This is a genomic window from Flavobacterium notoginsengisoli, assembly GCF_042686225.1.
Taxonomy (GTDB): domain Bacteria; phylum Bacteroidota; class Bacteroidia; order Flavobacteriales; family Flavobacteriaceae; genus Flavobacterium; species Flavobacterium notoginsengisoli.
The window spans coordinates 199,133-222,572 of record NZ_JBHUOT010000012.1 but is presented as its reverse complement, the minus strand read 5'-3'; the positions used below and the strand labels follow the sequence as shown (position 1 = coordinate 222,572).

The following is a 23,440-nucleotide window of genomic DNA, read 5'->3' as shown; positions in this document are numbered from 1 at the left end:
TCTACCTGCGAAATAACGGCTAATTTAAAGCCTAAGTTGTAATCTCGCTGACTACGTCGCTCTTTTTTAAATTCTGGATTATTCATAAATAAGTCAATTTTATGTCAACTTATTTCAGGACGAGACATATTTATAAAAAAAGCCTCTAAAATATTTAGAGGCTTTTTTATTTTGAGTAAATCTGTGAAAATCGTCTTTAAAATAATCCATTCAATTCAGCATCAATTCTATTGATAATATCTCCTAAATCTTCAGGATTATCAACAAAATTAATGTTATCAACATCAATAATTAATAACCTTCCTTTTGTGTAAGTCTGAATCCAGGCTTCGTATCTTTCGTTCAAACGGCTTAAATAATCAATAGAAATGGAGTTTTCATATTCACGTCCGCGTTTGTGGATTTGACCAACTAGATTTGGAATAGAACTTCTTAAATAGATTAATAAATCCGGTGGTTTTACCAAAGATTCCATTAATTCAAACAAAGAAGTATAATTTTCGAAATCACGACTAGTCATTAGTCCCATCGAATATAAGTTGGGAGCGAAAATATAGGCATCCTCATAAATCGTTCTGTCCTGAATGATTTTTTTTCCGCTTTCGCGAATTTGCTGCACTTGACGGAAACGACTATTTAGGAAATAAATCTGAAGATTAAATGACCAACGTTCCATTTGATGGTAAAAATCATCCAGATACGGATTATCAACTACATCTTCATAATGAGGTTCCCATTTAAAGTGTTTGGCTAATAATTTGGTCAGAGTGGTTTTTCCTGCGCCTATGTTTCCTGCTATTGCTATGTGCATTACGGTGTTACGATTTTATAATTGGAAATATCTGTAGCTGTAAAAATAGATAAAATTTGGTCTTTGTAATAAAAATTGTCAAAGGTTTTTTCTAAAATTTTAATCTCAGAAATTACATCTAAATTTGATTTACTAAACCCTTTAAAATATAAAATATTGTCTTTGCTGAAAATATATTGGGAAGGATTTATGATTTCAATTTTATCAAAATCAGCTGCTTTTCCATTTGAAGTGATTTTTCCGAAAATGTCACAGGAAAACCAGTTATTATTTTTGTCAATCCAATTAAAAGTATTAAAATCGGTTTGGTAATATTTGATAGTTTCTGTTAACGGAATCGAAACTGTTTTGTATTCATTTTTTAAATAATCAAAAAGGCTAATTTGCTGGTTTAAAGTGTTGTAAATCCATAACTGATTTTGAGTTGACATTCCAATCGCATCAGCAACAATTGGAGTTGTACTCTGAGAAAAATTAATCTCTGTCATTTTATTCAATTGATTATCCAATAAAATAACACTATTGAAATCTTCATAGAACAACACTATTTTTAACGGATTTTGCAGATCAACTTTTGTGATTTTTCCGAGAGAAACATTTTTATATTCAAAAAGTTCCGTTCCTTTAGTTTTACTGAAAACATTATTCTTTATCTGGTAAGAATAACCAAAAGAGTCGTAGCCTAAAAATATATCGGCAGTATTTTTATATTGTGATAACAATTGGGGATTAATGCGTGAATCCTGTGCAAACAGTGCATTCGAAGTGCATACAACAAATAAATAGAATAAAAAATTTTGCACTGTTTTTGGCATTAGAAATTGATTTACAAGAATACCAAATTACAAAAAACTTACATTAGAAACTCATTTTTAGCGTTTAAACCTTTTATTAATCTAATAGTCTAAAAAATAGACGATTCTATCTATAGACAGAACGCATTAATATATTTAATTTTTTGAATCTTAAAATAAATAATACATTTGAATGTAAGTTTTTTTTGAACTTAAACACTTTTAAAGTAAATAAAATGAGAAAGATATTTTTTTATATGTCATTGATGCTTGTTTGTACGCAAATTCAGGCTCAAAAAGATTTTCAGGGAATGGCTGTTTATGAGTCAAAAACACAAGCGCCTAAGTTTGAAGGAATGCGCGGAAATAGAGATATTACGCCGGAAATGCAGAAGAGCATGGAAGAACGTATGAAAAAAATGCTCGAAAAAACATTCATTTTAAATTTCGACAAATCAGCATCTATTTATAAAGAAGAAGAAAAACTGGAAGCTCCGGGACAGCAGCAAGGCGGTTTTCGTGTCATGTTTGGTTCGCTTACCGGAGGCGGTGGCACTTTCTATAAAGATGTAAAAGCAAAATCATACACAGTTGACAAAGAGTTTATGGGAAAAGAATTTCTTGTTGTTGATTCTCTTCCAAAATTAGACTGGAAATTAGAACAGGAAACCAAACAAATTGGAGGCTATAACTGCTACAAAGCGACTGCAGTAAAACAAGCCAGTAAAACCGATTTCAGAAATTTCAGGCCTAAAAATAACGAGGACAAAAAGGATGAAGCGAAAAAGACTTCAGGAGATACTAAAACCAATTTTACAGACAATTTTGAAATCCCAAAAGAAATTGTAGTAACAGCTTGGTACACACCGGAGATTCCGGTGAATCAAGGGCCTGAGAATTATTGGGGACTTCCGGGTTTAATATTAGAAATTAATGATGGAACGACGACTATTTTATGTTCCAAAGTAGTTTTGAACGCAAAAGACAAAGTAGAAATAAAACCTTCCAAAAAAGGAAAAGTAATTTCTCAGAAAGAATATGACGAAACAGTAATTAAAAAAATGGAAGAATTTCGAGAAATGAACCGCGGACGTGCAGGCGGAGCACCTCCAATGGGAAGATAAATTTGTAAAATTCCAAAGTTTTAAATGCCAAATTCCAATATTCTGAATAATGAATAAAACACTTTTTATTTTTGCCTTACTTTTTACTTCTATATGCTTTTCACAAAGTGTCCGTTTTGACGGTTTAATTCAGGATGAGCAGAAAAATCCATTAGAAATGGCCAATATTATGGCAATTAATAGTGGCACAAAAGCAATGGATTCTTATGGGATTACCAATGATAAAGGAAAATTTCAGCTGACTTTAAAACCGAATACTTCTTATATCATAAAAGTGAGTTATCTGGGAATGAAATCTAAAGATATCGCATTAGTTACTAAAACAGAAAATATAACTCAGAATGTGGTTTTAGATGGTGCCGGAATTGAACTGGAAGGCGTTGAAATCGTTCGCGAAATGCCTGTTTCTATAAAAGGAGATACAATTGTTTACAATGCAGATTCATTCAAATCTGGAACAGAAAAGAAGCTTGAAGATGTACTTAAAAAACTTCCTGGAGTTGAGGTAAATGCTGACGGAGAGATTGAAGTGGAAGGAAAAAAAGTTAGTAAATTAATGGTAGAAGGAAAGGATTTTTTTGACGGAGATACCAAATTAGGCGTTAAAAATATTCCAGCAGATGCTATTGATAAAGTTCAGGTTTTAAGAAACTACAATGAAGTAGGCCAGCTAAAAGGCCTTGAAAACGATCAGGATAATGTGGCAATGAACATTAAACTGAAAGAAGGTAAAAAGAACTTTTGGTTTGGAGATGTAACTGCAGGAACTGGAGTTGCAGAATTGGATAGTCGTTATATTATTAATCCGAAGCTATTTTACTACAGTCCAAAATACAGCATCAATTTAATTACCAATTTCAATAACATTGGCGAATTGCCTTTAACGGCTCAAGATTATTTTAAGTTTACCGGCGGATTCAAAAACCTTATGAAAAAAGGAGGGAGCAGTTTTAATGTTTCTTCTAATGATTTAGGGATTTCACTTTTGAGAAACAACAGAGCGAAAGAAATTGAAACGAAATTTGGCGCAACAAACTTTGCCTATTCCATTAATAAAGCATGGAATTTAAGCGGTTTTGGGATTCTTTCGACCTCAAAAACGCAATTAGAAACCAAATCACAGTCTACAATTTTAAATTCTGGAAATCAGGAGAAACGAGATGAAAATACAAGTCAGAAAAATAATTTGGGACTTTTTAAATTAAGTTCAACATACAAACCAAGTGACAAATTTCAGTTTGATTATGATATCTTAACCAAATTGACCAAACAAGAAGAATATTCAGATTTGTTTAGAGAGCAAATTGTGCAGAATGTTGCTACGCCGGAAACTATTTTTACAACAAAAAAACAAGATCCGACCTCTATTAATCAGAATTTGAATTTGTATTATACGCAAAACGCTAAAAATATTTTTGCTTTTGAAATGCAGCATTTGTATCAGGATGAAAATCCGTTCTATAATGCCAATCTGCAAACCGTTCCTTTTAAATTGTCAGGATATATTATAGATCCGGAACAAGCTAGAAATGATTACAATCAGAATCGTTTTGTGAAAACAAATAAATTGGATGCCAAACTAGATTACTATTATATGGTAACGTCAAAAAGTAACTTCAATATTACTTTAGGAAATACCTATTCGTATCAAAACTTTAATTCTCATATCTTTCAAATGTTAGATAATGGAGACAGAAATGATTTGAATAATCCTGAAAATAATAATGACGTAGATTACAGATTTAATGATGCATTTGTGGGATTTCACTATAAAATTTTGACGGGGAAATTTACGTTGACTCCTGGTGTAAGTCTACATACATACCAAATGACAAACGGACAGGAAGGAACAGACTATTCTCAAAGTTTTACTAAAATACTACCAGATTTCTTCGCTTTATACCAAATCAAAAAATCAGAAACACTGACGTATAATTTCTCTTTGACCAATGATTTTACAGATATTAATCAATTAGCAGAAGGGTATGTTTTATCTAATTACAGTAATTTATTTCGCGGTAATCGTACTTTAGAAAATGCTACTTCGCAAGTGCATTCGCTTCGTTATTTCAAGTATAATATGTTTAATTTCGAAAATATTTTTGCCAACGCAACCTATACAAGAAAAGTCGATGCTATTAAAACAGAAGCTAAATTTGATGGAATTAATCAGTCTTCAGTTCCATATAACTCTAATTTAGCCGATGAAACTTTTTCAGGAATGGGAGCATACGGACGTTCCTTTTTGAAAAATTATAAAGCTTCGGTAAATGCAAGTTTAAACTGGTCAAAATTTAATAATAGACAAGATGGAGATTTAAGAACTACCGAAAGTTTTGTGCAAAGTTATACAGTTAGAGCTTCCACAAATTATAAAAAGCTTCCGAATATCGAATTTGGATACAATCTTTTGGTAAATAAATACAGTGGTTCTACTTTTTACACAGATAAACCTTTTGCCAAATTAGATTACTATTTCTTGGATAGTTTTTCTTTTGTTTCGGAATATGAATTTTACCATTATTACAACGGTGATAAATCGGTTGATAATGAATACGATTTCTTAAGCGCCAGTTTAATTTATCAAAAGAAAAACAGCAAATGGGAATATAAAGTTTCAGCGACCAACTTGTTGAATACAAGATATTTGAACGACGATAACTTTACGCAGTTCTCGACAAGGGTTTCTCAATATACTGTACAGCCTCGTTACATTATCTTTTCGATGAAATACAATTTATAAGAAGATTTGGCTGAATTTTAGGGATTAAGACATTTAATTTAAATAAGAATGGAATATCTTTACGTTAATATTAACAGCCAAATTTTTATATTATGCGCAATTTTATTTGGAGTTTATTGCTATTTACTTCGGCAATTTTTACGTCTTTTTCTCAAACAAAAGGTAGCGAAAAAGGAACTTATTTGTCTACAAACAAAGGGCAAAAAATCAAATTAAATCTATTAGAAGATAACAAATACGAATTGGTATTCTATTCAGGAGATTATGCAGTTAAAGGAGATTCGTTAGTGTTTATTAAAAATACAGAAGCTCAGACTAGTTTTGATCTTTCTTTTAAAGTTGATAAAAAAGCCAAAAATATAAAAGTAAGATTTTTAGATCCTTCCTATTATTCATTTTATGTAGGAACTCAAAAAGGTAATGAAGAGGTTAAATATCAAAAGCTTTCAGATATTAAAACGAAAACTGATCCTGATTGGACTAAAACTATTTTGGATTTTGAAATTGAAAAAGCAGACTTTTTGTATTTGGTATTTGAAGACAACTATAATCCGACTTCAGTAAATAAATATGCACTGCCAAAAGATGTTTCTGAAATTACGATAAATTATGAATTAGCAGTTTTAGGAGATTTGCAAATAGCCGGATTTTTTGACAGAAGTACAAATGAATTGAAAATCTCTGAAAAATCAGGATTAAATCCGTTAGTTTTTATTAATGAAAAAGATCCGCAGCCGGCAAAGAAAACAGCAAAGGTTCTTCCTCTTGAAAGTCTTTCTGTTTCCAATTGGACATATCCTGGGAAAGAAAACACTTTAATTAGTGAAGATTTCGGAACCGGGCTTGTTGCGACAGATAGTGTAGCCACAGCGGCTGACTATGCTATTCCACCTCCAGCATATACCAGATATGATTTTAAGCTAAAAGTTGAAAATACTTTAAAAAAAGCAATTGACGCTACAAAGGGCTCAGCCAATAAATTCCTGGTTGTTTATGCTGATAGTAAAACTAAAACAGCAAAAGAGAGTTTTGATTTTATTATAAAAGATCAGGAAACACAGACAGGATACAATATGTATGATAAATACAATGCGATTTATGATGTGTACAATTTTTATTTGGCTGGAGCCGATGATAAAAAATGGCTTAAAACTAATAAAATTGTAAATGATCCGAGCGTACTTGTTTTAAATGGAGATGGAAGTTTGTTAGCCATTGCAAAATCTGATTTGACTGCACAGCAATATCAATTTGGATATTACAGTGAATTCTATAGACAACTTTTGAGAGCGGATGCTTTAATATCTATAAATAATGCTTTAAAAAATAAAAAAGCAACAGATGCAGAATTGATTAAAGCGTTTAACAAAACAGTGTTATTGGAAACTTCATACGATTATGAGACGGCAGCTGTTGTTGATCCTAATTCAACTGAATTTGTAATTACAAAAACGACTTTAGACAAAAAAGAAGTTGTATCAGCTTGGAAAAAACTGATTGAATCGCATCAAAAAGATAAAACGGCTAATTTATATTTAGCAGAAATAATTGTAAAAGAAATCAAAAATCAAGGGTTTACAAAACAGCTTTTTAATGAAGACAAAATTCTAAACGATACTGATTTCCTGGCGATTGATTATTTATTAAAACATTTCGATGAAATAGAGCGCAATCGTGAAACTTTCAATAGCAAAGAAGGAGAATTGCATACTCTTGGAAATGTTGTTTCTGAAATTTCGAATGCCTTACAGCAAAATGTATATACCTCTCAAGATGGAGTTACAGGAGAAATCAATAAAGAAAAAGTCAATTCGATTTATAAAAAAATAATTGCGGACGGAAAAGGAAATTTTGATGCCTACAAAAATTACTTTGATTATTTGTCGATGGTAGAAGATAAGGACACTTCGAATACAACCTATTTAAGAGAATTCAATACCTATTTTGAAGCCAATCTAGCGGGCGGAAATCCAATTGAAAAATTAGATGCTATTTACTCTACATTAGACGCAACATCAAGTTATTTGTATGACGGTTGGAATGCTTTTAAAGAATATCATTCTAATTTGTGTAATACTGCAGCATGGACTGTAGTTTTAAAAGCTCAAAATTCGAACTTCTTGAAAGATGCCATAAAATGGTCAGAATACAGTTTACAAGTAACTAAAAACAATCCTTATTATTTAGATACTTTGGCACAATTATATTATAAAGATGGTCAAAAAGAAAAAGCAATTGCAACACAGACTTTAGCCGTAAAATATTTAGATGTAAATATGGATGGAGTTACGGCAACTGATATAAAAGATACCTTAACAAAAATGCAAAACGGAACGTACTAAAAACATAATTCAAAATATAAAAAAGGCTGTCTAAAAATTCTAGACAGCCTTTTTTATATTTTGAATTCAGATTGAATTACAATCCAAATGCAGCTTTTACCTGGTCAACAAAATCAAGTTTTTCCCATGTAAACAATTCAACAGTAACTGTTTTTTCTTGTCCACCTGGAGCAGAGAAAGTTTTAGTAACCGTTTCTGGTTTACGTCCCATGTGTCCGTAAGCAGCAGTTTCGCTGTAAATTGGATTTCTTAATTTTAATCTTTGCTCAATAAAGTAAGGACGCATATCAAAAATAGCTTCTACTTTTTTAGCGATTTCACCGTTAGTTAAGTTTACTTTAGAAGTTCCGTAAGTTTCAATGAAAATTCCCATTGGTTCAGCAACTCCAATTGCGTAAGAAACCTGAACTAAGATTTCGTCAGCAACACCTGCAGCAACTAAGTTTTTAGCGATATGACGTGTAGCATAAGCAGCACTTCTGTCTACTTTACTTGGATCTTTTCCAGAGAATGCACCACCACCGTGAGCACCTTTTCCACCGTAAGTATCCACTATGATTTTTCTTCCTGTTAAACCAGTATCTCCGTGAGGTCCTCCAATAACGAATTTTCCTGTTGGGTTAATATGGTAGTTGATTTTATCATTAAATAAATGAGCGTGCTCAGGATTTTTAGCGATAATTCTTGGAATAAGGATTTCTATAATATCTTTTTTGATTTTAGCCAACATTGCAGCTTCTTCATCAAAATCATCGTGTTGTGTAGAGATTACAATAGCGTCGATACGAGTTGGTTTGTTATCGTCGCTGTATTCTAAAGTTACCTGAGATTTAGCATCTGGACGTAAATAAGTGATTTCTTTGTTTTCACGTCTTAAAATAGCTAACTCTTGTAATAATTTATGAGATAAATCTAATGCCAATGGCATGTAGTTTTCAGTTTCATTAGTTGCGTAACCAAACATCATTCCCTGGTCACCAGCACCTTGTTCTTCTGGCTTAGCTCTGTCAACACCTTGGTTAATATCTGCAGATTGCTCGTGAATAGCGGAAAGAATTCCACAAGAATTCGCTTCAAACATATATTCACTTTTAGTATATCCAATTTTACGGATTACCTCACGTGCAATTTGCTGAACATCAAGATAAGTATTTGATTTAACTTCACCCGCTAAAATAACCTGACCAGTTGTAACTAATGTTTCGCAAGCTACTTTTGAGTCAGCGTCAAATGCCAAAAAGTTGTCAATTAATGCATCCGAAATTTGATCTGCAACTTTGTCTGGATGCCCTTCACTAACAGATTCTGACGTAAATAAATAAGCCATAATAATGTATTAAATTTAAAATTAAGCGAGGAAAATAATTGCTAAAAAGGGCTAAAGGAGAGTGTCTGCTTTAGCATTTTTTACTGCTGAAGATAATCTTTCAGCACTCATAACGAACCATTTCATTATGAAGAGGTTGCAATCAGTTCAAATTTTTCCTCTGTATTCGGGTGCAAAGGTATAAAACCATTTTGATTTGCAAATTAAAGTTCAACTTTTTTTCTTTTTTATGGCAGAAATTTAACAAAAGTATAGTATTTTGATAGGGTAATGGAAAATATTTTGGTTTTTGTTTGGCTGATTAAAAAATAGTTCGCACATTTGCCTCGTTAAAATAACAGAAAGAAATGAAATTTACAGTTTGCAATATGATGTCTTGTAAGATGCCGGAGTTATCCGCAGAGACTCTATTGTAGTTTATTTTCAACAACATATATAGAACCTCTGCCAATCGCAGAGGTTTTTTTTTGTTCAAAAATGTGAAATATAAAATCTTTTTCAAACCAAAAACAACTAATAAATCAGTAAAAGAAATGAAGAAAAATGTACTTATAATTTTAGGTCTTGCGACATTTTCAGGACTTTATGCTCAAGATAAAAGAGCGCAGGATACTTTAAAAAATAATGAATTGACAGAAGTAACCGTTATTGGATCTAGAAGTAAAAACAGAGTAAAGACCGATGTGCCAGTTCCGGTCGATGTTTTTAATGTGACAGAAATAACAAAAGGAGCGCCTCAAACCAGCGTAACTCAGATTTTAAATTATGTTGCGCCATCATTTACGAGTAACGCAACATCAACAGCAGATGCAACGGATCACGTTGATCCTGCACAATTGAGAGGGTTAGGGCCGGATCAGGTTCTGATTTTAGTAAACGGAAAAAGAAGACACACCAGTGCTTTGGTCAACATAAACGGATCGCCAGGAAGAGGATCTGTAGGAACCGATTTAAATGCGATTCCGTCTTTTGCAATCGAAAGAATAGAAGTTTTAAGAGATGGTGCGGCGGCGCAATATGGTTCTGATGCTATTGCAGGAGTAATCAATATAGTATTGAAAAAGAATGCTAATTATTTGACAGGTGGAATTCAGTATGGAACTAATTTATCATCGGGTTCTAATAATTTCAAAGGAGGTGCCGATGGACAAACCGTACAAGTCGATTTAAACTACGGAACTTCATTAGGAAAACCAGGAAGTTTTTTAAATGTAACAGGTACGGCTGTAACCAGACAAGCAACAAGTCGAGCAGGAATTAGAAACAATGGTATTTTTAATGCTTACAATGCAGTTGAAAACAGAGCTGCACAGAATGGGGTTGAAATCAATTCACTTTTCAGTAATATTAATAATACTTCAAACTCTGCTCAAATTTTATCTTCATTAAAACAATATGCACCGCAGGTAAGTTATTTTACAACCGCACAGCAAAATGCCATTGCATCGGCAACGACAATTACACAAATGCAGACGGCACTTAATTTTGATGTTACGAATAATGAATTGGCATACAGAGGACAGCAAAGAGCAGATTATAATATGAGCGTGGGGCAGTCAGAACTGGCATCAGGACAGGCGTATTATAATGCAAAATATCCTTTGACAGAAACAACTTCGGTATATTCTTTTGGTGGATTGTCATATAGAAATGGTCAGTCCTATGCTTTTAACAGATTGCCAAATGGTTCCGGAACTTTCACGCAAGTGTATGAAAACGGATTTTTGCCAGAAATAGAATCCAATATATTAGACGCTTCCGCGGCAGTTGGATTAAATACAGAATTGTTTGGTTTTGATACCGATTTAAGTACAAACTTAGGAACAAACTCTTTTAAATATAATGTAAACAATACGATCAATGCCACTTTAGGAACCAATTCTCCTTTTAGTTTTGATGCGGGTAAAGTTTCGTTTTTACAAAGCACAACCAATTTAGATTTTAGTAAAAAACTAGATGTTCTTTCAGGATTGAACGTTGCTTTTGGAGGGGAATTCAGATATGAAAACTACCAAATTAAAGCAGGAGAAGAAGCTTCATACGGATTATACGATGTAAATGGAAATTTGGTAACAGGAGTTTTACCAACTACATCGCCGTTAATTGTTACCGATTTCTTTGGAAACAAACGTGGAGCAGGAGCGCAGGGATTTTCAGGTTTCCAGCCTTCAGATGCTAAAGAAAGAGACAGAAAAAGTGGTGCCGCTTATGTTGATTTAGAATTAAATGCTACAGAAAAATGGTTGATAAATGGAGCAGCGCGTTATGAAAACTATTCCGATTTTGGAAGTACAGTTACGTTTAAATTAGCCTCACTTTTAAAATTGACAGACAATATAAATTGGAGAATTTCCGGACAAACCGGTTTTAGAGCGCCATCTTTACAGCAAAAGTATTTTGAAGCAAGTTCAACGCAGTTTATTAATGGTTCGCCATATCAGGTAGGTTATTTTACAAACGATTCTCAGGCGGCCAAAAGTATTGGTGTAGAAAATCTAAGGCCAGAGAAATCAAAAAGCATCAGCACAGGATTTACATTTAAAATTCCAGAAGCCAATATTACCATTTCTACAGATGCTTATTATACAAGAATCAATGACCGTGTTGTATTGTCTGGGCAATATGCAAGACCAACAGATGCGCAAATTGGAGCAGCAACTTCTCCAACGCAGGCCCAAGCTTTGACATTATTTCAAGAAGCATTTGATTTAAAAGGTGTAGAAAGAGCTTCTTTCTGGACAAACGGAATCGATTCGGAAACCAAAGGAGTTGATTTGGTAATTTCTCAAAAATACGATGTCATTCAGGATTTTGTAATTAGAAATGATTTTGCGTTAAGTTTTAATGAAACCAAAAGAGTGGGAGATTTGCATATACCGAAATCTATTGTTGATGCTGGTGGAGATCCATACATTTATTCCTTTTTTCCAGAGTCAAGCCGAGTTTATTTAGAAGAGGCAATTCCGAAATTAAAAGCAAACTTAATGACCACTTTCAGTATCAAAAAACTGGATATTTATTTAAGAAACAGCTATTTTGGACAAGTTACAGATCCAGGAGCAACAGATGTTAACTTAGACGGATCGGCTTCTGTATACGAACACCCGGAATATAGTGCGAAACTGGTTACCGATTTATCTTTCGGATATCAAATCAATGAACATTTTAGAGCAACAGTTGGATTCAATAATATAGGAGACGTTTATCCGGATAGAAATAATCCTGCAACACCTGCATTTACGAATACAACACCAACTTTATCTCCAGCACCAAGTACCGATTTGACAAATGCCAATCAGTTTGCTTATTCAAGAGCGGTTTCTCAATTTGGATTAAACGGAAGATTTGGATTTGCTCGTTTAAGCTTTAAATTCTAAAAAAATAAAATCTCTTTCAAGTCTTAATCTAAAAGGCTTGAAAGAGATTTAAAAAAAATAAGTGATAAAATTTCGATTTTAATTTGGTGGTTTAAAAATATTTACTACTTTTACTCTATAGAAATAGTCGAGTTTAAAAAAGCAAGATTAATTTTAAATATAAAAACAAATGAAAGCAATAGCAAGAAAAAATATGATGTGTTGTGGAATGATGCAAATGTGCATCCCTCATTGCTGTTGCCAAAAGTGAAAGAGTAGAATCTTTGTTATAGTTAAGCTATAAGCCCTTTTGGTCGCCATCCGAAAGGGCTTTTTTATTTTCAACAATTTAAATTTTAAAATCATGAATACACTAGATATAAATACAATCGCATTTCAATACTTATTAAGAAATAATAATTTGGAAGAATCAGCAGCTGAAACGCTAAAATATGATCCTGCACAGCAGATAAAAACTCAAAAATCATTACTGTTTCATCTGTACGATCTTGAAGAAGAAGCTGAAGGTGTTTTAGCTTAAATCAATTACAATTACAATATATACCGTATTAACAATATCAAAAAACTAAGAAATCATGAGTACACAAAAATTTGCAACAAATGCATTACACGCAGGACACGATGTTACTAAAAATTCAGGAACACGAGCAGTGCCAATTTATCAAACGTCATCATACGTATTTAATAATGCAGATCATGCAGCCAATTTATTTGGTCTTGCCGAAGCAGGATTTATCTACACGAGATTAAATAACCCCACAAACGATGTTTTAGAGCAGCGTTTGGCGGCGCTGGAAGGTGGTATTGGAGCTGTTGTTACCGCTTCAGGTGCATCGGCAATTTCTACAACATTATTGACTTTATTAAAAGCTGGCGATCATATCGTAGCTTCAAACAGCTTATATGGCGGAACTTATAATCTTCTAAAAGTTACACTGCCGAGATTAGGAATTACAACAACGTTTGTAGATCCTTCAAAACCAGAAAATTTTACCAAAGCGGCAAAAGAAAATACACGTGCTTTTTTTGTTGAATCTCTTGGAAATCCAAAATTAGACGTTTTAGATTTAAAAGGAATTTCGGCAGAAGCCAAAGCGTTTAAAGTGCCATTTATAGTAGATAATACAGTTGCGACACCTTATTTATTAAACCCAATTAAATATGGTGCCGATATTGTCATTCACTCCTTAACTAAATATATCGCTGGAAACGGAACTTCTTTAGGAGGCGTTATCATTGATGCCGGAAATTTTGACTGGGCAAACGGAAAGTTCCCTGAATTTACCGAACCATCTGCAGGTTACCATGGATTAATATATCATGAAGCTTTAGGAAATGCAGCTTTTATTGCAAAAGCACGAATTGAAGGGCTGCGTGATTTTGGTGCTGCTTTGAGTCCATTTAATGCTTTTCAGATTATTCAAGGTTTAGAAACACTTCCAATCCGAATCAAGAAACATAGTGAAAATGCTTTGGCTTTGGCCGAATGGTTAGAGAAACAAGATGAGGTGGTGTGGGTAAATTATCCAGGTTTAAAATCTAATAAATATTATGATTTGGCCAAAGAATATTTACCGGAAGGACAAAGCGGAATCATTACTTTCGGATTAAAAGGAGGTTTTGATGCGGCTAAAAAAGTAGTAGACGACACGAAATTATTCTCTTTACTGGCCAATATCGGCGATACCAAATCACTGATTATTCATCCGGCAAGTACAACGCACCAGCAGTTAACAGATGATGAACAGATCGAAACAGGAGTTTCAAAAGATTTAGTTCGTCTGTCTGTGGGAATTGAAGATATTGAAGATTTAATTGCAGATCTGCAGGCTGTTTTTGAAACCGTTTCGGTTTCACAATACAGTATCAATAAAAACTAGGTTTTTTTGTTTTTTGTTTGAAAGATTGCCTTTAGCGAGTGGTTTTGCTAAAGGTAATTTTTTATGAAAAACATCTTTATAAATTAAACCATATAAGTAATATAAGTTCATTTTAGAAAAAATGCACTGTAGAGACGCACAGCAGTGCGTCTAACTTTAAATCAAAGAACTGCTATATACAACACGGCAATTAAATGAACTTATATTGCTTATATGGTTTCAAAAATTAAAAATTATGTCAAAGCTTAAAATAAACATTGTCCTTTTTGGAATTGGTAATATCGGAAGTACTTTGATCAATCAGATTATTGAAAGTCAGGAGTTTTTTCTCGAAAGTAAAAACGTAGATTTTCATTTTCCTATTATCACAAATTCGACTGTAGCCTTTTTTGAGAAAGAAGGAGTCGGTTATGCTTGGGAAACCAATTTTAGACAACTGGCAGTTCCTTTTAAAGTAGAAGATATAGTAGAATTTGCTAAAGAAAATGAATTTGAAAACCTGATTGCGGTAGACGCAACAGCCAGTGATGAATTGGTAAAACATTATAACACGCTTATCAAAAACGGATTTAATATCGTTGCTGTAAACAAAAAAGCGAATACGCTTCCGATAGATTTGTACAAAGAGCTCAGAGTCAATCTTAAAAAGTATGATAAAGAATTTCTGTATGAAACCTCAGTAGATACAGGGATTCCGGTTTTACAGACTTTGAGAGATTTGTATTATTCCGGCGAAAAAATCACAAAGATTCGAGGAGTGTTCTCCGATAATTTGAGTTATGTTTTTAATAGATTTTCATCAGAAGAGGTCTCGTTTTCTTCGGTTTTAAAAGATGCAAGTCTTTTGGGACTGATGAAGTCAAATTTTAAAGAAGATTTATCAGGAAATGATACAGCACGAAAGCTTCTAATATTGGCAAGGGAAATAGGAAAAGATTTCGATTTTTCGGATATTCAGATAAAACCTTTTATTACGGAAGAACATTTGGAAAAAAATGGAGTACTTAATAAAGAGGCAATCGACAAATCTTTTAAAATTGCTAAAATTACACAAGCAGAAAATCATGTTTTGCGATATGTAGGTGAATTTGATTTAGAGAAAAACAAATTAGAAGTCAAATTGATTTCTGAACTGGCAAGTTCTCCAATCGGACAATTAAAAGGTTCTGATACCATTTTTGAAATTTACACACAATCTTATGCTGCTGTTCCAATTGTAATTCAGAGTGCGCCGCCATGTAAACAGGCAATTTCGAGAGGAATAATAACAGATATTCTAAAAGTTGCGGAAAGAATTAGAAATAAAGAGGCTGTTTGGTCTTAAATTCTCTCAAAAAAACTAAAAATATAACTGATGTTCTTTGATAAACTGATTTGTAAATGGAGTTTATAAGCCTAAAAACGGATGTTTTATGATTTTTTTAGTCAAAATTATCTTTCATTTTATTTTGTAAGATGTTTTTTAACGTTAAAAACAACTTTTTTAACGAATTTTGTAATTAAATTCCTGAATTTCATTTGTGTAATAAAAAAAATAGTTGCATATTTGTTGTACCCAAAAACTACTAGAAATCAAATGAACTTAAAAGTCAACAAAATGTTTTGTGCCATTTCGGTTAATACCGAGGCCGGGTCGCCTATTGCTTAAAATTGTAAGAAACACAATATAGTAGTAAAAGCCTCCCAAAGAACATTGGGAGGCTTTTTAATTATAAAAAAATGCAGAATTTAAATATACAATATAAATCACAGATGAATAAATCCTTACAGATGAACAAGATGTTTGCTGTCGCACTTATTTGCGTACGCGCATCGGTCTGTTGATACTAAAAGTATAAATGAGTTTAAAAACTTAAACCCTTTTGGTATCTAAAAATCCAAAAGGGTTTTTTTATTCCCGAAAGGGGCTTAACACAAATATAAAAGAGAAATAAAGATTATAAAACGCAACTTAACTAAACTTAAATATCATGAGCACATTGAACTACTTAGCAGAAAAAATTTCAAATTTGAAAAACAGAAGGACAAGAAAAAATAATCCGCCACCGCCAACAAATGAATTGGCTCACCCGAGATTCGGAATGAACGAAACGGATAAAAATGCTGAAAAAAAAGCACCCAACTCTTTATTGTTTTTGATGTATTCAAAAGAAAATGAAACGCTTTTTATCTAAACTAAAAAGTGACATAAACTAGGGTAAAACCTGCTTAATTTTACTGGGCATTTTTGTTCGGTAAATTTTTGCGTATAATAGTTTTTGCTAAAGTAAGTCTCAGAAATTTAACAAACACTTTTAGATAAAATTTGTTTGTTTAAGAAAATAGTAGTTAATTTGCACCGTTAAGTTCAAACACGTATTGAAATGTTATAAAGAAAGGACGAGGGATTAGACCCGATGAATCCTTAGCAACCCTTCGGTAAAACGAAGAAGGTGCTACATTCTACCACGCCAAACGTGGAAAGATAACAACAAGAATTTTTTTCTAGTTTACTCTAGTTTTTTCTTTCTAATATTTCCATATACAAATCAGATAATACAACAGATTTGAAATTGGAAAATATACCAAACAACCCTATTATAATTCAGGAATTCATCACAGAAAGTGGTGCGTCTTATCATTCTATACCTTTACATTTTACATTAGCAGGCCAGCCTTTGTATAATGCGCCAATTGTTTTGGTTAATCATGCCTTGACAGGAAATTCGCAAGTTACCGGCGAAAACGGTTGGTGGAATGATTTAATTGGAGAAGGAAAAACTATCGACACTTCAGTTTATACCATTTTAGCTTTTGATGTTCCTGGAAATGGAACTAATTCTTTTCTAATCGAAAATTATCTTGATTTTACAGCAAGAGATATTGCAAGAATATTTATTGAAGGAATTAAAGCTCTAAATATAGAAAAGCTTTTTGCCGTGATCGGAGGTTCAGTTGGCGGCGGGATTGCATGGGAAATCTTGGCTTTAGAACCTAATATTACAGATAATCTTATTCCGATTGCGAGCGACTGGAAATCTACAGACTGGCTTATTGCAAATTGTTTTCTTCAGGAGCAGATTCTAAATAATTCTTCAAAACCAATTGAAGATGCCAGAATTCACGCCATGTTATGTTATCGTTCGCCAGACTCATTTAAAGAGAAATTTCAGCGCACCGTTAATCAGGATCTTTTGATTTTTAATATCGAAAGTTGGCTGGCGCATCACGGAAAAAAACTACAGCAAAGATTTCAGTTGTCTTCTTATAAATTAATGAATCAGTTACTTAAAACAATTGATATTACTAGAAATAGTGAAAGTTTTGAAAACTTATTGTCAAAAACAACAGCTTCAATTCATATTGTAGGGATCAATTCAGACTTATTTTTTACGGCCAAAGAAAATGTCGAAACCTATGAAGAATTAAAGAAATTTAAAGACAATGTTTTCTATAGCGAAATTGTTTCGGTTCACGGACATGACGCTTTTTTAATCGAGTACAAACAATTAGATCATTTACTTGCCGACATTTTTAAGGCAGAAACAATAAAGAAATAAAATGAAAGTATTAAAATTTGGAGGTAAATCGTTAGCAAACGGAGAAGGACTTAACAAAGTTGTTTCAATCATTTCTGATAAAGTAAGTCAAGGTGAAAAGATTGCCGTTGTAGTTTCTGCACGCGGAAATGCTACTGACGAATTAGAATTTATCTTAAGTATTGCTGCTAAAAATGGCAGTTACAAAGAATTATTAGAGAATTTCAAAAAATATCAAATATCAGATTATCCGCAGGTTGATTTGTCTGAAGAATTTAATGTCTTAGACAAACTTTTTGAAGGAGTAAGTTTAATTGGTGATTACAGCAAAAAAATCAAAGATCAGATTTTGTCAAAAGGAGAATTGCTTTCGGCTAAATTATTGACGGCTATTTTATTAGAAAAAGGAATTCCTGCCAATTTTGTCGATACAAGAGAATTATTGAAAACTGATTCTAAATTTGGTGATGCACAGCCTTTAGAACAGCTTTCAAAGAAAAATGTAGTCAATTATTTTAAAGAACATAACGGCGAAACGGTTAATATAGTTACAGGCTTCATTGGTTCCAATAACAACAACGACACAACTACTTTAGGTAGAAATGGCAGTAACTATACCGCTTCGTTAATCGCAAATTATTTAAATGCTGAAGAATTACAAAACTTCACGCACGTAGACGGAATCTATACTGCAAACCCGGATTTAGTTGCCGATGCTAAGAAGATTGAATATTTATCTTTCAATGAAGCAAATGAGCTGGCTAATTTTGGAGCAACGATTTTACATGCTAAAACGATTATTCCTTTATTAGAAAAAAACATTCCGCTTCGTATTTTAAATACTTTTAATCACGAAAACAGAGGAACTTTAATTACATCGGATTCTTCTAAAGAAGGGATTAAAACACTTTCTGTTTTAGAAAATGTATCCCTTGTGAATCTTGAAGGACGCGGGTTACTTGGAAAAGCTGGAGTTGATGCCAGAATTTTTAAAGTAATGGGCGATCACAACATCAGTGTTAGTATCATCTCGCAAGGCTCTTCAGAAAGAGGAATCGGACTTGTAGTGGCAACAGAAAAAGCGACTCTTGCAATGGTTGAATTAGAAAAAGAGTTCGAAAATGACTTTTATTCAAAAGACGTTAACCAAATTACGGTAACAGATAATGTATCGGTTATTTCGATTATTGGACAGGATTTGAGCACTTTCCATAAACCATACACCGCTTTAATCAAAAATAAAATTGTTCCTATTTTATTCAACAACACTGTAACGGGCAAAAACGTGAGTTTGGTGGTTAAAAAAGAAGAATTAAACAAAGCATTAAACGTAATTCACGGAGAGATTTTTGGAGTTTCTAAAAAAATCAACATTGCAATTTTTGGTCATGGATTAGTTGGAGGAACTTTGATTAACCAGATTTTAGAATCGGCAGCGGCAATTGAAAAACGTAAAGACATTAAGCTGAATGTTTTCGCTATAGCGAATTCTAGAAAACTGCTTTTAAATAAATATGGTGTTGCCAATAACTGGAAAAATGAAATAGAAACCAAAGGCGAGCCTTACACGATTAAAGACATAATCACTTACGCTAACGAACATCATTTAGAAAACTTAATTGCAATTGATAATACAGCAAGTGCGACTTTTGTTGAGAATTATATTCCGTTAGTAGAAAGCAGTTTCGATTTAATTTCTTCAAACAAAGTGGCTAATACTTTGACTTATGGCTTTTACAAAGAATTGAGAAAAGCATTAGCAGATAATCAAAAGAATTATTTGTATGAAACAAATGTTGGTGCAGGATTACCATTAATTGATACCATCAAATTATTGCACCTTTCAGGAGAAAATATTACAAAAATAAAAGGAGTTTTCTCGGGAACATTGAGTTATTTATTCAATAATTTCTCTGCAAAAGAGGCGCCTTTTAGCGAAATCTTGCAGGAAGCAATTGATAACGGATATACAGAACCAGATCCGCGTGAAGATTTATGCGGAAATGACGTTGGTAGAAAATTATTAATTTTAGCTAGAGAATTAGATTTACAAAATGAGTTTGAAGAAATCTCAATTCAGAATTTAATTCCGGAGCACTTGCGTGAAGGAAGCGCAGCCGATTTCTTGACAAAATTAAAAGAATTCGACTCCATTTATGCTAAAATAAAAGCAGAACAACAGCCAAATCACGTATTGAGATATATTGGTGAATTGTCTGGAGATTTGCAGAATGACAAAGGAAATCTAGAAGTAAAATTAGTTTCAGTGCCAAAAGACACTGCATTAGGCGGATTAAAAGGTTCTGATTCTTTCTTCGAAATTTACACAGAATCTTACGGAGATCGTCCAATCGTTATTCAGGGAGCTGGTGCAGGTTCTGCAGTAACGGCAAGAGGGGTTTTTGGAGATATTTTGAGATTGTCTGACAAAGGATAAATTAAACGAGAAACAAAAGAAAGAAAAATCTTAAATTCGTTATTTAGTTTTAATAATGTAAATATGAAAAAGATTTTTATTTTATTGTTGATTTCAAATAGTATCGTAGCTCAGGTTTCTAATGTTATTAGGAACAAAGACAGTTATACTCAGGATGTATTTCCGTATAAAGGAATAAGAGCAATTCAGGTTGATGAGGTAAGTTCTCCTGGAAACGAGGATAATGTTTTTATTTTTTCGAAGATTGAAAAAAATGCTATTCCTGATAAAATGTATTTCCAAAGGTTTACGAAAGTAAATGATAAATGGATTTTAAAATCGATTTTGGAAGTAAATCATAACGGAATTATTTCATCTTGGGGAAGCCGAAAAGCATTTGGAGATTATAATAAAGATAAAAGTGTAGATGCTCTTTTTATTTACGGATTATATGATGCTGATTTTAAACAACAATCGGTTCATCTTGTATTTTCCCAAAAAGATAAATTTTACACTATAGAATCAAGTGTCTCAGATAATTTTGGAACAGACAGATTCTCTGATAATTTTAAATCTTTGGACGTAGAATCTAAAAAACAGGTTTTAGAGTATTGGAATAAATTAGATAAAAAAGACAAATAACTTAGGAATAAATACCATGAAAGTAACTTTAAACAGAGTAAATGACGCCTTTCATTTTAAAGTAAAAAATGAACGCGGACACGTAGTTGACGTTGACAGCAGAGCCGAATTTGGCGGAAGCGATTTGGGCGCAAGTCCTATGGAATTGGTATTAATGGGAGTTGCAGGATGCAGCGCTATTGATATGATTTCGATTTTAAAAAAACAACGTCAGGAAATCACATCTTTTAATGCTGAGGTTGAAGGAACGCGTGTGCAGATCGAAGAAGCAAAACCTTTTAAAGAAATCGATGTGGTTTTTTATTTAGAAGGAGAAATCAATCCGGAAAAAGCTAAAAAAGCAGCACAGCTTTCTTTTGAGAAATACTGTTCAGTTGCTAAAACGGTGGAACCAACAGCAACCATTAATTACAAAGTTGTCTTGAACAGCGAAGCTTTATAAAATTAGATAATTAGTCAATTAGGGAATTAGAAAATGCTCAGATTGAGCATAAATAATTGACTTGTTTTGGTTTGGATTTTAGTTTGTAAAACTTGAAACCTCAAACTTGAAACAAAAAAACAAAAAAACAAAAAAACAACACAATGAATACAGAAGAATTTGGTTTTGAAACACAAGCCATTAGAACACATTTAGAAAAAACACAATTTCAGGAACATTCAACGCCTTTGTATTTATCTTCAAGTTTTATATTTGAAGACGCAGAGGATATGAGGGCTTCTTTTACAGAAGAAAAAGTTCGTAATATTTATTCTCGTTTCAGCAATCCAAATACAACAGAATTTGTAGATAAAGTTTGCGCAATGGAAGGTGCAGAAGCAGGTTATGCTTTCGCAACCGGAATGGCAGCAATATATTCTACATTTGCAGCATTGTTAGATTCTGGAGATCACATTGTGTCTGCAGGAAGCGTTTTTGGATCGACACATGCGTTGTTTATGACCTATTTTCCAAAATGGAACATTGAAACAACCTATTTTGATATCAATAAACCAGAAACAATAGAGAGTTTTATTAAACCTAATACTAAAATTTTATACGCAGAAACACCAACAAATCCAGGTGTTGATGTAATTGATTTGGAATTGTTAGGTCAAATTGCAAAAAAGCACAATCTGATTTTAATAATCGATAACTGTTTTGCAACACCGTATATTCAACAGCCTATAAAATATGGAGCTCATATTGTAGTGCATTCTGCAACAAAATTAATCGATGGACAAGGCCGTGTTTTGGGTGGAGTTGCAGTTGGAGAAGCAGAGTTGATTCGTAAAATATATTTGTTTTCAAGAAATACGGGACCGGCAATGTCGCCATTTAATGCTTGGGTTTTGTCAAAAAGTTTAGAGACTTTGGCTGTTCGTGTAGATAAGCATTGTGAAAATGCTTTAAAAGTGGCAGAATTTTTAGAAAGTCATCCGAATGTGAATAGTGTGAAATATCCATTCTTGAAATCACATCCAAAATATGAAATTGCTAAAAAACAAATGCGTTTAGGCGGTAACATTATTGCGATCGAAATAAAAGGTGGTCTTGAAGCCGGACGAAAATTTTTGAACAAGATTAAATTATGTTCTCTTTCGGCAAATATTGGTGATGTAAAAACGATTGTTACGCATCCTGCCTCTACAACGCACAGTAAATTATCTGAAGAAGATCAATTAGCAGTTGGAATCACACAAGGTTTAGTTCGTGTTTCTGTAGGTTTAGAAACGGTAGAAGATGTAATTGCAGATTTGAAACAAGCATTAGAATAATCTTTTATATTTTAAATTATCAAAATACGATTTTTAGCTTTACATTTAATTACAGTTGAAAATCGTATTTTTTTTGATTGTAGTTTTCTTAAATACTATACTTTTGTCAATCAAGGAAATGAATTAACGAAGTAATTTGATAGGATTAGTAGAATTTAACTTTATTCTTTTGTGATAGTTCAAACAAAAAGCATATTTTTGTTGTTTAATAATTTACTGCAATTTAATAGCTATTTTAATTAACTATAGAAGCTGTAATCTAAAACATAAAGATGCTTTCAAAAAAGACAAAATACGGAATCAAAGCTTTGACTTATTTAGCCAGACGCGAAAATAACGAACCAGTACAGATTGCCGAAATTGCGAAAAGCGAACACATTTCGATAAAATTTTTAGAAAGTATTTTACTGCTCTTAAGAAACTCGGGTTTTCTTGGTGCCAAAAAAGGAAAAGGTGGAGGCTATTACTTAATAAAAGATCCAAAAGACATCAGTATGGCAAAAGTCTATCGTATTTTGGAAGGGCCGATTGCATTACTTCCATGTGCAAGTCATAATTTTTACGAAAGATGTGATGATTGTGATGATGAAGCTACCTGTGCGGCACGTCGTTTAATGACTGAAGTTAGAGATAATACACTTAAAATATTAGAAAGTAATTCTTTGGCAGATATTGCGTTTTAAGATGATATTTTTAAAATACAAAAGA

The 23,440-nt window shown here is 32.8% G+C and carries 17 protein-coding genes and 1 riboswitch; of the genes, 14 read left to right on the top strand and 3 right to left on the bottom strand.

Going from position 1 to position 23,440, the window contains the following annotated elements:
- Nucleotides 1–196: 196 nt before the first annotated feature.
- Nucleotides 197–811 (bottom strand): deoxynucleoside kinase, encoded by a 615-nt coding sequence (locus tag ACFS3A_RS23010; RefSeq protein ID WP_179003232.1) that lies wholly within the window; start codon nucleotides 809–811, stop codon nucleotides 197–199.
- Entirely contained in the window at nucleotides 811–1,626 is an 816-nt protein-coding gene (locus ACFS3A_RS23005; protein ID WP_379827911.1) for a hypothetical protein, read from the bottom strand. Before ACFS3A_RS23005 ends, ACFS3A_RS23010 begins: the two co-directional genes overlap by 1 nt.
- Before the next feature lie 215 nt (nucleotides 1,627–1,841).
- Between ACFS3A_RS23005 and ACFS3A_RS23000 the strand changes: the two genes are divergently transcribed.
- From ACFS3A_RS23000 to ACFS3A_RS22990, 3 genes are all read left to right on the top strand, one after another.
- The gene (locus ACFS3A_RS23000) at nucleotides 1,842–2,729 is read left to right on the top strand and encodes a GLPGLI family protein (RefSeq protein ID WP_379827910.1); all 888 of its coding nucleotides are present in this window, start codon (nucleotides 1,842–1,844) and stop codon (nucleotides 2,727–2,729) included.
- A 49-nt stretch (nucleotides 2,730–2,778) separates the two neighbouring features.
- Nucleotides 2,779–5,472: a carboxypeptidase-like regulatory domain-containing protein gene (locus ACFS3A_RS22995; protein WP_379827909.1), complete on the top strand. Its 2,694-nt coding sequence runs from the start codon at nucleotides 2,779–2,781 to the stop codon at nucleotides 5,470–5,472.
- Nucleotides 5,473–5,564: 92 nt separating this feature from the next.
- Complete coding sequence (locus tag ACFS3A_RS22990) at nucleotides 5,565–7,814, top strand: hypothetical protein (RefSeq protein WP_379827908.1); 2,250 nt, start codon at nucleotides 5,565–5,567, stop codon at nucleotides 7,812–7,814.
- Nucleotides 7,815–7,890: 76 nt separating this feature from the next.
- Here the strand turns inward: ACFS3A_RS22990 and metK are convergent, their stop codons facing one another.
- Complete coding sequence (gene metK, locus ACFS3A_RS22985; protein ID WP_379827907.1) at nucleotides 7,891–9,141, bottom strand: methionine adenosyltransferase; 1,251 nt, start codon at nucleotides 9,139–9,141, stop codon at nucleotides 7,891–7,893.
- Between the two features lie 533 nt (nucleotides 9,142–9,674).
- Between metK and ACFS3A_RS22980 the strand changes: the two genes are divergently transcribed.
- The 11 genes from ACFS3A_RS22980 to ACFS3A_RS22930 all read left to right on the top strand — a co-directional run bounded on the left by ACFS3A_RS22980 (nucleotide 9,675) and on the right by ACFS3A_RS22930 (nucleotide 23,415).
- Nucleotides 9,675–12,518 carry a TonB-dependent receptor plug domain-containing protein gene (locus ACFS3A_RS22980; protein ID WP_379827906.1) on the top strand — a complete coding sequence of 948 codons (2,844 nt, stop codon included), beginning with the start codon at nucleotides 9,675–9,677 and terminating at the stop codon, nucleotides 12,516–12,518.
- Between the two features lie 343 nt (nucleotides 12,519–12,861).
- Nucleotides 12,862–13,038 (top strand): hypothetical protein, encoded by a 177-nt coding sequence (locus ACFS3A_RS22975; RefSeq protein WP_379827905.1) that lies wholly within the window; start codon nucleotides 12,862–12,864, stop codon nucleotides 13,036–13,038.
- A 55-nt stretch (nucleotides 13,039–13,093) separates the two neighbouring features.
- Complete coding sequence (locus ACFS3A_RS22970) at nucleotides 13,094–14,398, top strand: O-acetylhomoserine aminocarboxypropyltransferase/cysteine synthase family protein (RefSeq protein ID WP_379827904.1); 1,305 nt, start codon at nucleotides 13,094–13,096, stop codon at nucleotides 14,396–14,398.
- 235 nt (nucleotides 14,399–14,633) lie between these two features.
- Nucleotides 14,634–15,722 carry an aspartate kinase gene (locus ACFS3A_RS22965; protein WP_379827903.1) on the top strand — a complete coding sequence of 363 codons (1,089 nt, stop codon included), beginning with the start codon at nucleotides 14,634–14,636 and terminating at the stop codon, nucleotides 15,720–15,722.
- A gap of 646 nt (nucleotides 15,723–16,368) precedes the next feature.
- Nucleotides 16,369–16,572: a hypothetical protein gene (locus tag ACFS3A_RS22960; protein WP_219071101.1), complete on the top strand. Its 204-nt coding sequence runs from the start codon at nucleotides 16,369–16,371 to the stop codon at nucleotides 16,570–16,572.
- A gap of 189 nt (nucleotides 16,573–16,761) precedes the next feature.
- Nucleotides 16,762–16,869: riboswitch (SAM riboswitch) on the top strand.
- A 75-nt stretch (nucleotides 16,870–16,944) separates the two neighbouring features.
- Nucleotides 16,945–17,937 carry an alpha/beta fold hydrolase gene (locus tag ACFS3A_RS22955; RefSeq protein WP_379827902.1) on the top strand — a complete coding sequence of 331 codons (993 nt, stop codon included), beginning with the start codon at nucleotides 16,945–16,947 and terminating at the stop codon, nucleotides 17,935–17,937.
- A 1-nt stretch (nucleotide 17,938) separates the two neighbouring features.
- A complete protein-coding gene (thrA, locus tag ACFS3A_RS22950; protein ID WP_379827901.1) occupies nucleotides 17,939–20,353 on the top strand; it encodes a bifunctional aspartate kinase/homoserine dehydrogenase I in 2,415 nt (804 codons plus the stop codon).
- A 63-nt stretch (nucleotides 20,354–20,416) separates the two neighbouring features.
- Nucleotides 20,417–20,974 (top strand): hypothetical protein, encoded by a 558-nt coding sequence (locus tag ACFS3A_RS22945; RefSeq protein WP_379827900.1) that lies wholly within the window; start codon nucleotides 20,417–20,419, stop codon nucleotides 20,972–20,974.
- A gap of 16 nt (nucleotides 20,975–20,990) precedes the next feature.
- Entirely contained in the window at nucleotides 20,991–21,416 is a 426-nt protein-coding gene (locus tag ACFS3A_RS22940) for an OsmC family protein (RefSeq protein WP_379827899.1), read from the top strand.
- Nucleotides 21,417–21,559: 143 nt separating this feature from the next.
- Entirely contained in the window at nucleotides 21,560–22,732 is a 1,173-nt protein-coding gene (locus ACFS3A_RS22935; protein ID WP_379827898.1) for a trans-sulfuration enzyme family protein, read from the top strand.
- Between the two features lie 272 nt (nucleotides 22,733–23,004).
- A complete protein-coding gene (locus ACFS3A_RS22930; RefSeq protein WP_109191652.1) occupies nucleotides 23,005–23,415 on the top strand; it encodes an RrF2 family transcriptional regulator in 411 nt (136 codons plus the stop codon).
- Nucleotides 23,416–23,440: the final 25 nt, after the last annotated feature.

Coding starts and splice junctions, on each gene's coding strand:
- ACFS3A_RS23010 (WP_179003232.1), bottom strand. CDS start 811: ATGCACATAGCAATAGCAGGAAACATAGGCGCAGGAAAAACCACTCTG.
- ACFS3A_RS23005 (WP_379827911.1), bottom strand. CDS start 1,626: ATGCCAAAAACAGTGCAAAATTTTTTATTCTATTTATTTGTTGTATGC.
- ACFS3A_RS23000 (WP_379827910.1), top strand. CDS start 1,842: ATGAGAAAGATATTTTTTTATATGTCATTGATGCTTGTTTGTACGCAA.
- ACFS3A_RS22995 (WP_379827909.1), top strand. CDS start 2,779: ATGAATAAAACACTTTTTATTTTTGCCTTACTTTTTACTTCTATATGC.
- ACFS3A_RS22990 (WP_379827908.1), top strand. CDS start 5,565: ATGCGCAATTTTATTTGGAGTTTATTGCTATTTACTTCGGCAATTTTT.
- metK (WP_379827907.1), bottom strand. CDS start 9,141: ATGGCTTATTTATTTACGTCAGAATCTGTTAGTGAAGGGCATCCAGAC.
- ACFS3A_RS22980 (WP_379827906.1), top strand. CDS start 9,675: ATGAAGAAAAATGTACTTATAATTTTAGGTCTTGCGACATTTTCAGGA.
- ACFS3A_RS22975 (WP_379827905.1), top strand. CDS start 12,862: ATGAATACACTAGATATAAATACAATCGCATTTCAATACTTATTAAGA.
- ACFS3A_RS22970 (WP_379827904.1), top strand. CDS start 13,094: ATGAGTACACAAAAATTTGCAACAAATGCATTACACGCAGGACACGAT.
- ACFS3A_RS22965 (WP_379827903.1), top strand. CDS start 14,634: ATGTCAAAGCTTAAAATAAACATTGTCCTTTTTGGAATTGGTAATATC.
- ACFS3A_RS22960 (WP_219071101.1), top strand. CDS start 16,369: ATGAGCACATTGAACTACTTAGCAGAAAAAATTTCAAATTTGAAAAAC.
- thrA (WP_379827901.1), top strand. CDS start 17,939: ATGAAAGTATTAAAATTTGGAGGTAAATCGTTAGCAAACGGAGAAGGA.
- ACFS3A_RS22945 (WP_379827900.1), top strand. CDS start 20,417: ATGAAAAAGATTTTTATTTTATTGTTGATTTCAAATAGTATCGTAGCT.
- ACFS3A_RS22940 (WP_379827899.1), top strand. CDS start 20,991: ATGAAAGTAACTTTAAACAGAGTAAATGACGCCTTTCATTTTAAAGTA.
- ACFS3A_RS22935 (WP_379827898.1), top strand. CDS start 21,560: ATGAATACAGAAGAATTTGGTTTTGAAACACAAGCCATTAGAACACAT.
- ACFS3A_RS22930 (WP_109191652.1), top strand. CDS start 23,005: ATGCTTTCAAAAAAGACAAAATACGGAATCAAAGCTTTGACTTATTTA.